We start from the raw sequence: 13,392 nt of genomic DNA on the forward strand, positions 1-13,392 counted from the left end.
CTGAACATCCCGCCACCCTCCCCGCGCCGTGCGGGCCCGCAGGCGGCCCGCGCTTGTGCGTGCCGGTGCACGACGCCGGAGCGAGCCCGGGAGAGAGAATGAGCGACACCGAGACCACGACCGTCAGGGCAGGACACCGCACGGTGACCGTCCACCGCCCCGGGAAGGTCCTCTTCCCCGACTGCGGCCTCACCAAGGCCGATGTCGCCGACTACTACCGGCGGGCGGCGGCGTTCATGGTGCCCCAGCTCCGCGACCGCCCCCTGATGCTGGAACGCCGGCCCGACGGCACCGACGGCCCGCGTTTCATGCAGAAGGACACGCCCGAGCACTACCCCGAGTGGGTACGCCGGGTGCGGGTCCCGAAGGAGGGCGGGACCGTCACGCACACCGTGTGCGACACCAGCGCCACCCTCGTCTTCCTGGCCGACCAGGCATGCCTCACGTTCCACCGCTGGCTCTCCAGGGCGGACCGCGTCGACCGGCCCGACCGGCTGGTATTCGACCTGGACCCGCCCGGGGACGACTTCCCGGCCGTACGGGACGCGGCGTACCGGCTCGGCGAACTCCTCGACCAGATCCGGCTGCCGTCCACGCTCATGACCACCGGCTCGAAGGGACTTCACGTGATCGTGCCCCTCGACGGGAACACCACGTTCGACGACTCCCGCGCCTTCGCCAGGGAGATCGCGGAGACCCTCGCCGCGCGCCGGCCCGACGAGCTGACGACGGCCGTACGCAAACAGGCCCGTGGTGACCGGCTCTTCCTGGACATCGGGCGCAACGGTTACGCCCAGACCGCTGTCGCACCCTGGTCGGTCCGCGCCAAGGAGGGCGCGCCGGTCGCCGTGCCGGTCTCCTGGAGCCAGCTCGACGACGAGCGACTCACCGCGCACAGCTGGTCGTTGAAGGACCCCGACGGCGTCCTGGAACAGGCCCGCACGCACCCCTGGTCGGGCGTCTCCTCCCGGGGCCGCGCCCTGGGCCCGGCGCGCAGGCGCCTGCGCGCTCTGCGGTGACCGGCAGCCCGCTCAGGCCGTCCTGCCGCCCTGGGCCGGGTCCGTCACCGCGCTGAGCGGCGCCGCGAGACAGACCGCGAGCGTGAGCACGAACAGCTCCTTGCGGCCGGGGATGTCGGTGGGGCGGCCGAAGTACAGCGCGCCCACGCATTGCCCCGGCGACGTACAGGCCAGCCGCCCAGGTGGTCACCCGGGTGGTGACGTCGATGCCGCTGCCCCTCGGCGAGACGGCCGACGATGTTGCCGACGATGGTCACTTCCAGGCCGTCGAGGACCCAGGCCGTGCCCAGCCCGATGACCATCCGCCAGTGCCAGGGAGACCACGGGAGGCCACCGAGCCTCGCCGGGATGCCGGCGCGAATCACCCCTGTGTCCGTTGATGTCATCGCCGGCGGGTACCCGAACGCAATCGAACAACGCTCGGGCGCCGGGGAGTTTGGAACCGGCAGCACGGGTTACCCGATGACGGAGGCTGCAATGGCAAATACATCCGGTACATCCGGCAAGTCCGATACGTCTGATGCGTCCGAGAACGCACCCAAGAACAAACAGAGTTCACAGTCCACGGCGGAAAGCCTGCCGGGCCCGATGGATGTGCTGCGCGGAGCGAAGGCACAACTGGCGGAGCTCACCGGCATGGAGGCCGAGTCGGTCTCGTCCTTCGAACACACGGAGGACGGCGGCTGGGCGTTGCGGATCGAGGTCCTCGAACTGGCCCGGGTCCCCGACACGATGAGCCTCCTCGCGTCGTACGAAGTCACGCTCGACGCCTACGGAGCGCTCACCGGCTACCGGCGCGCTCACCGCTACGAGCGCGGCAGGGCAGACCGTTCATAGACACCCACACTAAGGAGGACCGGTCGGCATGACTGTAGTCCCGGCACAGCAAGGTGGAGGCGGCGGCGGTACCAGCGGCCTCTACGACGTCCTGGAGCTCGTCCTCGACCGAGGGCTGGTCATCGACGCGTTCGTACGTGTCTCCCTGGTCGGCATCGAGATCCTCAAGATCGACATCCGGGTCGTGGTGGCGAGCGTCGACACGTACCTGCGCTTCGCCGAGGCCTGTAACCGCCTCGACCTCGAGACCGGTGCCAACAAGAGCCCCGGCCTGCCGGAGATAGTCGGCCAGGTCACCGAGTCCGGCGCCCGCGGCAAGTCGAAGGGCGCGCTGTCCGGCGCCGCCGAGACCATCTCGGGCGCGTTCCAGCAGGCCCGCGGCGGTGACGAGGAGTCCGAGCCGAAGCCGCGCGCCCGTCGCAGCAGCACGTCCCGCCGGAAGGAGGAGCAGGAATGAGTACGTACGTCTACGGCATCGCACGCGGTAACCACCCCGAACTCCCTGACCCGACGAACGGAGTCGGCGAACCGCCGATGTCCGTCCGCGCTCTGAGGACCGGCGAACTGACCGCCCTGGTCAGCGACGCGCCCGAGGACCTCAGGCCCAAGCGCCGTGATCTGCTGGCGCACCAGACCGTGCTCGCCGAGGCCGGCGCGGTGGGCTCCGTGCTCCCGATGCGCTTCGGGAGCCTGTCGACCGACGACGACGCGGTACGCACCGTGCTCGCCGAACGGGAGAAGCACTACCTGGAGCGGCTCGACGCACTCGACAAGAAGGTCGAGTACAACGTGAAGGCCTCGCACGACGAGGAGGCCGTCCTCCATCAGGTGCTGGCGGACGACGCCGAACTGCGCGCGCTCAACGAGGCCAACCGGGCGGCAGGCGGCGGCACGTACGAGCAGAAGCTCAGGCTCGGCGAACGCGTCGTGGCGGCCGTGCAGGAGCGCGAGAAGCGGGACGGCGAGCTCGTGCGCCGTGCCCTGGAGGGGGCGGCGGGAGCCGTCAGTCCGGGGCCCGAGAGCAGCGGCTGGCTGGCGAACGTCTCGTTCCTCGTCGACCGTGACCACACGGCGGACTTCGTGGAGGCGGTGGACGCCCTGCGCAAGGAGCACCCCCACCTCGTACTCCAGGTGAACGGTCCGCTGCCGCCCTACAGCTTCGTGGAGTGACGACGCGATGGGCCTCCTTGGAGAGCTTCTTCTCCTGCCCCTGGCCCCTGTCCGCGGCACCTCATGGGTGCTGCGGCAGGTGGTCACGGAGGCGGAACGGCAGTACTACGACCCCTCGGCCATCCAGCGTGAACTCGCCGCCCTGGAGCGACGGCTTGAGGCCGGAGAGATCGACGAGGCCGAATTCGACCGGCGTGAGGACGAACTCCTCGACCGGCTGGAGAAGAGGAACCCGCAAACATGAACGACAGACCGGCTGAATACGGAGCCGGCGGAAGCCGGGGCCACGTATGACGACGCCGAACAGGCTTCCCGACCCGTACGCCTCGAACGGCGGCGCGAATCTCGCCGACATTCTCGAGCGCGTACTGGACAAGGGCGTTGTCATCGCGGGAGATATCAAAATCAATCTCCTCGACATCGAACTTCTCACCATCAAACTGCGTCTCATCGTGGCCTCCGTCGACAAGGCGAAGGAAATGGGCATCGACTGGTGGGAGGACGACCCGTCGCTCTCCTCCGGCGCCCGCCGACGTGAACTCGCCGAGGAGAACGAGCGGTTGCAGCGGCGTATCGCCGATCTGGAGGCGAAGGCGCCCGCACTCGAAGAGCGCGAGGACGACGGAGCATGAACGAACTGCGCTATGTGTACGCGGTCACCCGGCCCTTCGACGGGGTCCTCCCCGAGGGCGTGCGCGGCCTCGACGGCGAGCCGCCCAGGCTGCTGGACCACGGCGGCCTCGTCGCCGTGGTCAGCCCGGTGCCGGCCGAGGACTTCGCCGAGGCGCCGCTCAAGAAGAACCTGGAGGACCTCGACTGGCTCACCGCCACCGCCCGCACGCACGAGGCCGTCATCGGCGCCATGACCACCGTCACCTGCCCGGTGCCGCTGCGCCTGGCCACCGTGTGCCTGGACGACAGCGGCGTACGCAGGCTGCTCGACGCGGGCCACGACCGCTTCGTACAGACGCTGGAGCGGCTGGAGGGACGGGTGGAGTGGGGCGTCAAGGTGTACGCCGATCCCGAGCCGGAGCCGAGCCCCGGGTCGGAGCCGTCCGCGCCGCCGGAGGTGCCGCAGGCGCGGAGCGCCGCGCCCGCGACCGGGCGTGACTACCTGCGCCGCCGCCTCAGCCGGCGCCAGGCGCGCGAGGGCGTCTGGGAGCGCGCCGACGCGGTGTCGCGCACGCTGCACGCGGAACTCTCCCGGCGCGCACAGGCCGCCGCCCTGCACCGCCCGCAGGACTCCCGGCTCTCCGAGGCGTCCGGGCAGAACGTCCTCAACGCGGCCTATCTGGTGCCGCGCGAGGGCAGCGAGGAGTTCGTGGCGGAGGTCGGCCGGCTCACACCGGCGGACAGGGGCGTGCGGGTGGAACTCACCGGCCCCTGGGCGCCGTACTCCTTCGCGGGCCGAGCGGGGCAGCCGGGCCAGGAAGAGGCAGCCGGATGACGGTGACGCAGCCGGCCGACACCGGCCCGCTCGCCCAGCGCCAGCTCGCCCTGGTCGACCTCCTGGACCGGCTGCTTGCCGGCGGGGTCGTCATCACGGGCGACCTGACCCTGCGTATCGCGGACGTCGATCTCGTACGGGTCGACCTCAACGCGCTCATCAGCTCCGTCAATGTCGACGTGCCGTCCCCGTTCGAGGAGGAGTCCCTGTGACCGCCGAAACCACCGAAGGACGCCGCCGTGTGGAGCTCGACGCCGACACCGTCGAGCGCGATCTCGTCAAGCTCGTGCTGACGGTCGTTGAGCTGCTGCGCCAGCTGATGGAACGCCAGGCGCTGCGCCGGGTGGAGACCGGGGACCTCAGCGAGGAGCAGGAGGAGCGGATCGGCATGACGCTGATGCTCCTGGAGGACCGGATGGACGTGCTGCGCACCCGGTTCGGGCTCGAACCGGAGGACCTCAATATCGACCTGGGGCCTTTGGGGCCGCTGCTGCCCAAGGGCGAATAGGAACACCGGGGCGCAGAAAGACAAGAAGGACAGAGAAGGGCAGGGAAATGGACAGAGAAACGGGGCGGCGGCCCTCAGGCCGCCGCCCCGTTCATCTCGACTTTCCTACCAGCGGTACCAACGCGACCTGCCTCCCGTAGTCGATGTGCTGCGCATCAGGAATCCCAGGAGCCAGATGACCAGGACCGCGATGGCGATCCACCAGAGAATCTTCACCGCGAATCCGGCGCCGAAAAGAATCAGTGCCAGAAGCAGAACGAGCAGGATGGGAACCATGGTGTGTACCTCCTGAGCTCCGAGTGCCCGGATTTTGACCCCGCACACTGAATCCCCTGAGAGCTGATGTGACCGGAAAGTCCGACCGCAAGACCCGGATTACCGTCCTCGTGGCGCTCGCCGCCAACCTCGTCATCGCCGCCGCGAAATCAGTCGGCGGACTGGTATCGGGATCGCCCGCCCTGCTTTCCGAGGCCGCGCACTCCGTCGCGGACAGCGTCAACGAAGTCTTCCTGCTCGCGTCCTTGAGCCGCAGCCGCCGCCCGCCGGACAAGAAGCACCCCTTCGGATACGGCAAGGAGCGCTATTTCTGGGCCCTGCTCGCCGCCGTCGGCATCTTCGTCATGGGCGGCTGTTTCTCCTTCTTCCAGGGCTTCGAGGCACTCACCGGAGCCGACGGCAAGGAGTCGCACACCGGCTACGTCGCCGGGCTCGCCGTCCTCGGTGTCGCCCTGCTCGCCGAGGGCACCTCCCTGGCCCGCGCCCTCCACCAGGCGCACCGCCAGCCGGGCGTCGGACTGGGCAAGGACCCTGCCCTGCGCACGGTCGTCGCGGAGGACGGCACCGCCGTCGTCGGCGTGCTCCTCGCCGCGGCCGGCATGGCACTCCACATGGTGACCGGAAAGGTCGTCTACGAAGCCGCCGCGTCGTTCTCCATCGGCCTGCTGCTCGTGTACGTCGCCTACCGGCTCGGCCGGGACGCCAGGGCCCAGCTCGTCGGAGAGGCCGCCGACCCCGAACTGCGGGCGGCCATCCGCGCGCTCATCGAGGACCAGTCGGAGATCGACAACGTCGCCGAACTGCTGACCATGCAGCTCGGGCTCGACTCGCTCCTGGTGGCGGCGCGCGTCGACCTGATGCCGGGGCTGGACAGCGAGGAGGTGGAGCTGGTCTGCGTACGCATCAAACGCGCCGTGAAAAAGACCTGGCCGCGTGCCGACCAGGTCTTTCTCGATGTCACCGAGGCCCCTTCCGACCCCTCTTCCGACCTCCGGTCCGACACTGACACTCCGTCCGAAGCGCCTGCCGAGGTGCCGGCAGAGTTCTCTACAGAGGAAGCGGACGGTAGACGGTGAGCGCTTCGTCGGCCTTGTCGATGACGAACTCCTGCGGCGCCGGAGCCACTTCACCGTCGTACGCGAGCAGCGTGCCCGGGGCGAGGCCCGAGATCCACACCCTGCGCAGCCGCTGCGCCGCGTGCACGGGGGAGCGGCTCAGCGGCCCCGCGAGCGCCGCGGCCAGCAGCCGCAGGCCGGGCAGCCGCCCGCCGTGCACCACGCGTACGTCGAGCAGCCCGTCGGCCAGGTTGTGCCGCAGGCCGGGGGTCGGGCCGAAGCGCTGGTACATGCCGTTGCCCGCGAACAGCATCCACAGGGCGCGCCGGCGCCCCTTGTGCTCACCGATCTCGGCCTCCAGCGGCCGCTCGCCGCGCAGCACTTCGGCCGCCGCGAGTACGCCGGCGGGCCAGCCGCCGATCCGCGGCGCCCAGTGCTCCCTGATCCGTACCAGTTCGGGGTAGACGCCCAGGCTGAAGGTGTTGAGGAAGTGTCCCGGCTCGCCGTCGGGACCGGGGCCGGGCGTGAACCGGCCGAGGTCCACCTTGACCGCGTCACCTGAGTTCAGTGCCCGGCAGGTGTCGGCGACTTCCTCGATGCCCAGGTCGTAGGCGAAATGATTGAGCGTTCCGCCGGGGAACACGGCGAGCGGCACCCCGTGACGGGCGGCGGCGACCGCGGCCCGGTTGACCGTGCCGTCCCCGCCGCAGACACCGAGCGCCCGGCCCTGCTGCGCGGCCTTCTCCAGCTCGGCAGACAGGTCGTCGGGCTCGCACTCGACGACCTCGGCGCGCGGCAGCGCGTCCCGTACCAGCGCCGCCTTGGCCGCCGCGGAGCCCGACCGTCTGTTGACGACAACGATCAGACCCCGGCCGGCGGGCAGCTCGGGCGCCTCGGTGTACGGCCGCCCGGGCGCCGGGATCTGCGCCCGCGTCGGTACGAGCCCCCGCACCGCGAAGGCGGCTCCGACGCCCAGGGCCGCGCCGACCAGCACGTCGCTCGGATAGTGCGCACCCGTATATACGCGGGAGAACGCCACGGACGCCGCGATCGGCGCCACGACCGCGCCCCATCCCCTGGACTCCAGCGCGACACCCGTCGCGAAGGCCGCGGCGGAGGCCGAGTGCCCGGAGGGGAAGGAGGTCGTGACCGGCTGGCGCTTGAGCTGCCGCATCAGCGGCACCGCGTCCAGGAGGGGCCTGACCCGGCGCACCGAACGCTTCCCCACGGTGTTGACGGTGAGGGAGGCCAGCGCGAGCGAGGCGACCCCGCGCACGGCGGCCCGGCGGGCGCGGGTACCGCTGCCGAGCGCCGCTATTCCGGCGGCCGCACCGAACCACAGCGCCCCGTGGTTCGCCCCGTGGCTGAGGCGCGGCAGGACGCGGTCGGCGCCCGGCCAGTGGTGGGTCGCCACGCCGTGGAAGAGCGCCCGGTCACGGGCGCTCAGCCAGGCGGCGATCCGCCCCGGTGCCCGGGGCGGGACATGCGCGTGTGCTGAAAACGCAGAAGACGCTGAAGACGCAGAAGACATGGCACGCGAGTACCCGGCGCGGCGCCTTCCGAATCAGCGGCACGCCGGGACGGGCCTGAAGGCCCCCGCGCATCGGGACCTCCGGCCCCCTGCCGCACGTTCGCGGGCCCCCGTTAGGTTCCGTCCGGCCGGGCCCACCGCAGCAGCGCCCCGAGGCCGCCCGCGGGACCGGAGTCCTGGGCGTCGCCGTCCCCCGCCGGGACCCTGATCGCCTCGGCGCCGGTCATGGCGGCCGAGCGCAGCAGCGCGTCGTCGGCGCGGGCCGTGTGCGGCTCGCAGTCGCTCAGAGCGCGTGCGTCCGTGCGGCGTACCGCCAGCTGGTGCGGCTCGTCGCCCACCCACACCTCGCGCCCGGCGTCGGGCCCCGCGGGGTCCACCAGCAGCTCGGAGATCCGGTGCTCGCGCGCCGCGTCAACGAGCGCGGGCACCCCTTCGGCCGCCACGACGATGCCCCGGTCGGCGGACGGGGCGCGCCCGGCGCGAAAGCGCTCCAGCTCGGTGGCGGCCCTGCCGCGCGCGTGCTCCTGCCTGGCCCGTTCCACGTCCTCGTCCAGCAGCCGGGAGTCCGCCCCGGCCGACCGGCCGCCGTGCTCCGTCTCGACGGTCAGGGGCCGGAGCCGCCGGGGAAGGGCGTCGTGCACGGCGCGACGCTCGCGCTCGTCGCCCGCCAGGACCACCAGAGCGGCCATGGTTTCCTCCTGACAGGCACTCAGCGCCTCTGCGGTGTCACGGGCGTTCTGCTCCCCCGTGTGCTCGGCACTTCGCTGGAAGTGGCGTTCGGACCGGTCGTCCCTCGCCGCGCGGTGCACCGGCCGGTCCGCGCCGTGGATCTGCCCGGCGGGACGGCTCCCGAGGGTGGTGCGCAGCTCGAAGTCCGCGCCCTTGCGGTCGATGTACGCGACCAGGCACACCGGCTCCTCGCCCGCGAGAACGAGCAGCGGGGCGACTCGCGGCAGCCCGGACCAACTGGTCGAGGGGGCCGGCGGGCGGGCCGCCAGGGGCGGGTCCATCACCACCTCGCCGCCCCGCGCGAAGACGGCGCGGCCCGCGGGCGACGCGCCGTGGGTGTACGAGGCCAGGGCGTCGTACACCGCGTATCCCGTCGCCTCGTCGGCTCCCTGCTCCAGGAGATCGCGACAGGCCTGACGGGCGTGGAGCTCGCGCCGCTCCGGTGTGGACTCGTCGACCGTCGAGGTGTCGGCGTAGACGGATGCCCACGGGCCGGGACGTTCGTACAGTGGGGTGAGGAATGAGAGGTCCATTTCTCCCTCCGGGATGTCTGGTAGGACGTGCACGGTGAGTACCCGAAGGTGAACCATGAACACCAACGATTCGAACCTGAACCCGCTCCTTGCGCGCCACAGCGAAGCGCTCGCACTCTTCGGCGGTCACGTGCACGCCGTACGCGAGAACCAGTGGCAGGCGCCGACCCCCTGCACCGACTGGTCGGTGCGCGACCTTGTCAACCATCTGACCGTGGAACAGCTGTGGGTCCCCCCGCTGGTGACCGAGCAGCGCTCGACCGAGGAGGGCGCCGACGGCGCCTTCGGCTTCGACCCCGAGGGCGACACGCTGGGCGACGACCCGGTGGCGGCCTGGGACCGGGCGGCGGCGGCCGCACGCGAGGCGTTCGCGGCGCCGGGGGCGCTGGAGCGGACCGTACAGCTGTCGTACGGGGACACCCCGTGCGCGGCGTACTGCTCGCAGATGGTCTCCGACCTGGTGGTTCACGCGTGGGATCTGGCGCGGGGGATCGGCGCCGACGAGCGGCTGCCCGAGGACCTGGTGAACTTCGCGGTGCGCGAAGTGGGGCCGTACTCCGCCGAGCTGGAGAAGACCGGTCTGTTCGCCGCCCCGGTGGAACCGCCCCCCGGAGCCGACGTACAGACCAAGCTGCTCGCCCTGCTCGGGCGCCGCGCCTGACGCCCGGTCCCGGACCTGCCCGGGCCCGGGCCCCGCACGGGCCGGGGTCAGGCCTTGGAGGCCCGCGCGAACTCCGCGGTGAAGGCTGTGCAGAACGCCTTGAGGTCGCCCGGCCTGCGGCTGGTGATCAGCGTGGCGGGAGCCGCGTCACAGACCTTCACCTGTTCGTCGACCCAGGTCCCGCCGGCGTTGCGGATGTCCGTACGCAGGCTGGGCCACGAGGTCAGGGTCCTGCCGCGCACGACATCCGCCTCGACGAGCGTCCAGGGGCCGTGACAGATGGACGCCACCGGCTTGCCGGCGTCGAAGAAGGCCCGTACGAACGCCACCGCCTTCTCGTCCATGCGCAGGAAATCCGGGTTGGCCACGCCGCCGGGGAGCACCAGGCCGCCGTACTCCTCCACCAACGCGTCGCCGGCCACCTGGTCGACGGGGAACGTGTCTGCCTTGTCGAGGTGGTTGAAGGCCTGGATCCTGCCCGGCTTCGTGGAGACCAGCCGGGGGGTGTCACCCGTGTCGGTCACCGCCTGCCAGGGCTCGGTGAGTTCGACCTGCTCGACGCCCTTCGGCGCCACGAGAAACGCGATCCGCATCGTGCTCCTTCCCTCGGACTGCGTGCGGTGCTGTCTGCCCGTGCTGACCGCTGTCCGTGCTGTCCGCGCTGTCTGTGTGCTGTTCTGCCGGTGCCTCAGGCGCCGGTGCCCGGGCCCGCGCCGGGCGCGGCCCGGCTGATGTCGGCGAGCGCCGACCGCGGGTCCCGGAACTCCGCGAGGTCGCCGATGCTCACCACACCGAGGGGGCGGCCGTCCTCCACGACGGGAAGCCGCCTGACGGCGTGCTGCCGCATCAGGGCGACGGCCGTCGACACCTCGTCGTCCGGACCTATGCACACCGGGGCCGGCGTGCACACGGACCGGGCGTCGACAGTGAGGGGATCGAAGCCGTCCGCGACCGCGCGCAGGGTGATGTCCCGGTCGGTGAGTACACCGATCAGCTCATTGTCCTGCGCCACCAGCACATCACCGATGTCCTGCGCGCGCATCAGCTGCGCCGCTTCGACGAGCGAGGCATCGGGCCGTACGGCCGCGACACCTGCCGTCATGAATTCCCTCACGAGCTGGGCCATGACCGTCCGCCTCATCTCTTCCTTCTCGCCGTCTGCTACGGGCGCGGGTACCCGTGGCGCGGGTGGCAAACATGAGCCGGCCAGTGGTGTTTGAGCCCTGCCGCAGGGGGGACCCGGTGCACGGCCTAGCGGCCACCCTGGGAAGAGGGATGAGTCTCCGGGCGCGTGTGCGTACCGCTTCGACAGGCGGCGGTGCGGGCCGCGCCCGGAGCGTTCGCCCCAGCAGGTTTGCCCGCCGCCGTGCTGGTGACCCGGACCACAGGCCGTCCCTCAGGAAGGACAGGGCCATGGTGGGCTTAGCCGTGCTGGTCCCGGTATTCATGCCGGTTCTCATGCTGGGCGTGATCATCGCGCTCGGCCGCTACGAGGAACTCGTACTGCCGACGGAGGCGAAGCGAAACCGTCATCGCCGGACAGGCTCGGTGACGAGCCCGTCCGGCGACCAGCGCCCCGGCGGGGGACGGAGGTTCAGTCGTCCGCGCCCGGCCTGGGGCTGCCCGGCAGGAACTCCTGGAGCTTGGACTTCAGGCCCTGCTTCATCACCGAGGCCCCGTCCGCGTCGCCCTTCAGCAGCGCCGACGCCGTCGCCTCGATCTGCTCCCACGTCGCGTGCGGCGGCACCGGCGGCACCGACGGGTCTGTCACGAAGTCGAGTACGACCGGACCGTCCGCCTCCAGCGCCGTCCGCCACGCGCTCTCCACCTGCTCCGGCTGCTCCACCCGGATCCCGGTGAGGCCGATCGACTCGGCGAACGCCGCGTACGACACATCGGGGAGCGACTGGGACGGCAGGAAGGACGGGGCGCCGCCCATGGCCCGCAGCTCCCAGGTCACCTGGTTGAGGTCCCGGTTGTTCCAGACGGCGACCACCAGCCGCGGGTCCTCCCACAGGTGCCGGTACTTCGCGACCGAGATCAGCTCCGCCATCCCGTTCATCTGCATCGCCCCGTCACCGACGAGCGCGATCGCCGGACGGTTCGGGTGGGCGAACTTCGCCCCGATCGCGTACGGCACACCGCACCCCATCGTGGCCAGCGTCCCCGACAGCGACGCCCGCATGTCGCCGCGCAGCCGCACATGGCGCGCGAACCAATTGGTGGCCGACCCCGAGTCGGCCGACACCATCGCGTGGTCCGGCAGCAGCGGTGACAGCTGCGCCGCCACGTACTCCGGGTTGACCGGGTCGGCGGACAGGGCGGCCCGCCGCTCCATGATCTCCGTCCACCGTTCGACGCCCGCGCAGATCTCGTCGAACCAGTCCCGCGCCTCGTTGCGCCGCAGCAGCGGGATCAGCTCCCGCAGCGTCGCCCGCGCATCGCCGACCAGGTTCACCTCGTACGGATAGCGCATCCCGATCATGTGCGGGTCGATGTCGATCTGCACGGCCCGCGCCTTGCCGAACTCGGGGAGGAACTGGGCGTACGGGAAGCTGGAGCCGATCGTCAGCAGCGTGTCGCAGTCCCGCATCATCTCGTACGACGGGCGGGTGCCCAGCAGCCCGATGGAACCCGTGACGTACGGCAGCTCGTCGGACAGCACGTCCTTGCCGAGCAGCGCCTTCGCGACGCCCGCGCCCAGCAGTTCCGCGACCTCCGCGACCTCGGCCCGCGCCCCCGCGGCGCCCTGGCCGACGAGGATCGCCACTTTGTCCCCCGAGTTGAGCACGTCCGCCGCCCGCCGCAGCGCGTCCGGCGACGGCATCGCGGTCCAGCTGCTGCGGTCCAGGCTGGAGGGGACCATCTTGAAGGCGTGCGGCGGCGGCGTGTACTCCAGCTCCTGCACGTCCGCCGGCACGATGACCGCCGTGGGACAGCGCCGGGCGTACGCCGTACGGATCGCCCGGTCCAGTACGTTCGGCAGCTGCTCCGGCACGGTCACCGTCTCGACGAAGTCGGAGGCGACGTCCTTGAACAGCGAGTGCAGATCGACCTCCTGCTGGTACGAGCCGCCCATCGCGCTGCGCGCGGTCTGCCCGACGATGGCCACCACCGGCACATGGTCGAGCTTGGCGTCGTACAGGCCGTTGAGGAGGTGGATCGCGCCGGGCCCGGACGTCGCGACGCACACGCCGAGCCGGTTGCCGAACTTGGCGTACCCGACCGCTTCGAACGCGGCCATCTCCTCGTGCCGGGACTGGATGAAACGCGGCTGGTCGTCGGCGCGCCCCCAGGCCGCCAGCAGGCCGTTGATGCCGTCACCCGGATAGCCGAAGACGCACTCGACTCCCCACTCGCGCAGGCGCGACAGGATCCGGTCGGCAACGTCGGTGCTCATATGAAAGGTCCTCCTGGGGGTGTCGGACGGACAAGACAGCACCTTGCCGGGTACCAGGGACACGGCAGGGGAAACCGGCCTCCTTCGAAACCCGACCCGTTTGCCGTGCAGGAGCGGGGGCACGTGCTCCATGTGCTTCGGACCGGAGGCACGTCCGTGGGAGCGGCAGTCTGACGCTCCGGGCGTGCGATGTCCCGGAGCCCGGCAAACCCTCCCCGCGGTGACA

At 71.2% G+C, this 13,392-nt stretch carries 17 protein-coding genes and 1 pseudogene; 11 read left to right on the plus strand and 7 right to left on the minus strand.

The window, feature by feature from the left end; all coding sequences use genetic code 11:
- Positions 1–98 precede the first annotated feature (98 nt).
- Positions 99–1,019 carry a non-homologous end-joining DNA ligase gene (gene ligD, locus ACWIHY_RS02275; protein ID WP_454373647.1) on the plus strand — a complete coding sequence of 307 codons (921 nt, stop codon included), beginning with the start codon at positions 99–101 and terminating at the stop codon, positions 1,017–1,019.
- Positions 1,020–1,079: 60 nt separating this feature from the next.
- On the opposite strand, the pseudogene ACWIHY_RS02280 reads toward ligD, so the two are convergent.
- A pseudogene (locus ACWIHY_RS02280) lies at positions 1,080–1,405 on the minus strand (MFS transporter); the annotation flags it as partial.
- Positions 1,406–1,496: 91 nt separating this feature from the next.
- Between ACWIHY_RS02280 and ACWIHY_RS02285 the strand changes: the two are divergent.
- Genes ACWIHY_RS02285 through ACWIHY_RS02320 form a run of 8 tightly spaced genes read left to right on the plus strand, consistent with a single transcriptional unit; the run spans position 1,497 to position 4,981 of the window.
- Positions 1,497–1,856, plus strand: coding sequence for a gas vesicle protein GvpO (locus ACWIHY_RS02285; RefSeq protein WP_454373648.1), 360 nt, complete (start codon positions 1,497–1,499; stop codon positions 1,854–1,856).
- Positions 1,857–1,884: 28 nt separating this feature from the next.
- Positions 1,885–2,313 carry a gas vesicle structural protein GvpA gene (locus ACWIHY_RS02290; RefSeq protein ID WP_454373649.1) on the plus strand — a complete coding sequence of 143 codons (429 nt, stop codon included), beginning with the start codon at positions 1,885–1,887 and terminating at the stop codon, positions 2,311–2,313.
- A complete protein-coding gene (locus ACWIHY_RS02295) occupies positions 2,310–3,026 on the plus strand; it encodes a GvpL/GvpF family gas vesicle protein (RefSeq protein WP_454373650.1) in 717 nt (238 codons plus the stop codon). Before ACWIHY_RS02290 ends, ACWIHY_RS02295 begins: the two co-directional genes overlap by 4 nt.
- Before the next feature lie 7 nt (positions 3,027–3,033).
- Positions 3,034–3,270, plus strand: a complete 237-nt coding sequence (locus tag ACWIHY_RS02300; RefSeq protein WP_454373651.1) for a gas vesicle protein GvpG — start codon at positions 3,034–3,036, stop codon at positions 3,268–3,270.
- A gap of 46 nt (positions 3,271–3,316) precedes the next feature.
- Complete coding sequence (locus ACWIHY_RS02305; protein WP_454373652.1) at positions 3,317–3,658, plus strand: gas vesicle protein; 342 nt, start codon at positions 3,317–3,319, stop codon at positions 3,656–3,658.
- Positions 3,655–4,473: a GvpL/GvpF family gas vesicle protein gene (locus ACWIHY_RS02310; RefSeq protein WP_454373653.1), complete on the plus strand. Its 819-nt coding sequence runs from the start codon at positions 3,655–3,657 to the stop codon at positions 4,471–4,473. Before ACWIHY_RS02305 ends, ACWIHY_RS02310 begins: the two co-directional genes overlap by 4 nt.
- Positions 4,470–4,685: a gas vesicle protein gene (locus ACWIHY_RS02315; protein ID WP_454373654.1), complete on the plus strand. Its 216-nt coding sequence runs from the start codon at positions 4,470–4,472 to the stop codon at positions 4,683–4,685. Before ACWIHY_RS02310 ends, ACWIHY_RS02315 begins: the two co-directional genes overlap by 4 nt.
- Positions 4,682–4,981, plus strand: coding sequence for a gas vesicle protein K (locus tag ACWIHY_RS02320; RefSeq protein WP_454373655.1), 300 nt, complete (start codon positions 4,682–4,684; stop codon positions 4,979–4,981). Before ACWIHY_RS02315 ends, ACWIHY_RS02320 begins: the two co-directional genes overlap by 4 nt.
- 105 nt (positions 4,982–5,086) lie before the next feature.
- On the opposite strand, the gene ACWIHY_RS02325 is transcribed toward ACWIHY_RS02320, so the two are convergent.
- The gene (locus ACWIHY_RS02325; RefSeq protein ID WP_454373656.1) at positions 5,087–5,257 is read right to left on the minus strand and encodes a hydrophobic protein; all 171 of its coding nucleotides are present in this window, start codon (positions 5,255–5,257) and stop codon (positions 5,087–5,089) included.
- Between the two features lie 68 nt (positions 5,258–5,325).
- On the opposite strand from ACWIHY_RS02325, the gene ACWIHY_RS02330 reads away from it, so the two are divergent.
- The gene (locus ACWIHY_RS02330) at positions 5,326–6,333 is read left to right on the plus strand and encodes a cation diffusion facilitator family transporter (RefSeq protein ID WP_454373657.1); all 1,008 of its coding nucleotides are present in this window, start codon (positions 5,326–5,328) and stop codon (positions 6,331–6,333) included.
- On the opposite strand, the gene ACWIHY_RS02335 is transcribed toward ACWIHY_RS02330, so the two are convergent.
- Both ACWIHY_RS02335 and ACWIHY_RS02340 read right to left on the minus strand, forming a co-directional pair.
- Positions 6,305–7,843: a diacylglycerol kinase family protein gene (locus ACWIHY_RS02335; protein ID WP_454373658.1), complete on the minus strand. Its 1,539-nt coding sequence runs from the start codon at positions 7,841–7,843 to the stop codon at positions 6,305–6,307. The two genes, ACWIHY_RS02330 and ACWIHY_RS02335, sit on opposite strands and share 29 nt — an antisense overlap.
- Positions 7,844–7,956: 113 nt before the next feature.
- The gene (locus tag ACWIHY_RS02340) at positions 7,957–9,105 is read right to left on the minus strand and encodes a baeRF2 domain-containing protein (protein WP_454373660.1); all 1,149 of its coding nucleotides are present in this window, start codon (positions 9,103–9,105) and stop codon (positions 7,957–7,959) included.
- A 55-nt stretch (positions 9,106–9,160) separates the two neighbouring features.
- Between ACWIHY_RS02340 and ACWIHY_RS02345 the strand changes: the two genes are divergently transcribed.
- Complete coding sequence (locus ACWIHY_RS02345; RefSeq protein ID WP_454373661.1) at positions 9,161–9,766, plus strand: TIGR03086 family metal-binding protein; 606 nt, start codon at positions 9,161–9,163, stop codon at positions 9,764–9,766.
- A gap of 47 nt (positions 9,767–9,813) precedes the next feature.
- Here ACWIHY_RS02345 and ACWIHY_RS02350 read toward each other — a convergent pair whose 3' ends face one another.
- The 3 genes from ACWIHY_RS02350 to ACWIHY_RS02360 form a co-directional block, all read right to left on the minus strand.
- Complete coding sequence (locus tag ACWIHY_RS02350; protein WP_454373662.1) at positions 9,814–10,359, minus strand: type 1 glutamine amidotransferase domain-containing protein; 546 nt, start codon at positions 10,357–10,359, stop codon at positions 9,814–9,816.
- 95 nt (positions 10,360–10,454) lie between these two features.
- Positions 10,455–10,892, minus strand: a complete 438-nt coding sequence (locus ACWIHY_RS02355) for a CBS domain-containing protein (RefSeq protein ID WP_454373663.1) — start codon at positions 10,890–10,892, stop codon at positions 10,455–10,457.
- Between the two features lie 468 nt (positions 10,893–11,360).
- Positions 11,361–13,166 carry a thiamine pyrophosphate-requiring protein gene (locus tag ACWIHY_RS02360; protein WP_454373664.1) on the minus strand — a complete coding sequence of 602 codons (1,806 nt, stop codon included), beginning with the start codon at positions 13,164–13,166 and terminating at the stop codon, positions 11,361–11,363.
- Positions 13,167–13,392: the final 226 nt, after the last annotated feature.

It is taken from the genome of Streptomyces sp. NPDC055287, from assembly GCF_053646035.1.

Bases quoted from the DNA above. Each gene is read 5' to 3' on its own strand.
- ACWIHY_RS02325 (WP_454373656.1), bottom strand. From the start codon at position 5,257: ATGGTTCCCATCCTGCTCGTTCTGCTTCTGGCACTGATTCTTTTCGGC.
- ACWIHY_RS02285 (WP_454373648.1), top strand. From the start codon at position 1,497: ATGGCAAATACATCCGGTACATCCGGCAAGTCCGATACGTCTGATGCG.
- ACWIHY_RS02340 (WP_454373660.1), bottom strand. From the start codon at position 9,105: ATGGACCTCTCATTCCTCACCCCACTGTACGAACGTCCCGGCCCGTGG.
- ACWIHY_RS02315 (WP_454373654.1), top strand. From the start codon at position 4,470: ATGACGGTGACGCAGCCGGCCGACACCGGCCCGCTCGCCCAGCGCCAG.
- ACWIHY_RS02360 (WP_454373664.1), bottom strand. From the start codon at position 13,166: ATGAGCACCGACGTTGCCGACCGGATCCTGTCGCGCCTGCGCGAGTGG.
- ACWIHY_RS02350 (WP_454373662.1), bottom strand. From the start codon at position 10,359: ATGCGGATCGCGTTTCTCGTGGCGCCGAAGGGCGTCGAGCAGGTCGAA.
- ACWIHY_RS02290 (WP_454373649.1), top strand. From the start codon at position 1,885: ATGACTGTAGTCCCGGCACAGCAAGGTGGAGGCGGCGGCGGTACCAGC.
- ACWIHY_RS02305 (WP_454373652.1), top strand. From the start codon at position 3,317: ATGACGACGCCGAACAGGCTTCCCGACCCGTACGCCTCGAACGGCGGC.
- ligD (WP_454373647.1), top strand. From the start codon at position 99: ATGAGCGACACCGAGACCACGACCGTCAGGGCAGGACACCGCACGGTG.
- ACWIHY_RS02335 (WP_454373658.1), bottom strand. From the start codon at position 7,843: ATGTCTTCTGCGTCTTCAGCGTCTTCTGCGTTTTCAGCACACGCGCAT.
- ACWIHY_RS02345 (WP_454373661.1), top strand. From the start codon at position 9,161: ATGAACACCAACGATTCGAACCTGAACCCGCTCCTTGCGCGCCACAGC.
- ACWIHY_RS02295 (WP_454373650.1), top strand. From the start codon at position 2,310: ATGAGTACGTACGTCTACGGCATCGCACGCGGTAACCACCCCGAACTC.
- ACWIHY_RS02310 (WP_454373653.1), top strand. From the start codon at position 3,655: ATGAACGAACTGCGCTATGTGTACGCGGTCACCCGGCCCTTCGACGGG.
- ACWIHY_RS02300 (WP_454373651.1), top strand. From the start codon at position 3,034: ATGGGCCTCCTTGGAGAGCTTCTTCTCCTGCCCCTGGCCCCTGTCCGC.
- ACWIHY_RS02355 (WP_454373663.1), bottom strand. From the start codon at position 10,892: ATGGCCCAGCTCGTGAGGGAATTCATGACGGCAGGTGTCGCGGCCGTA.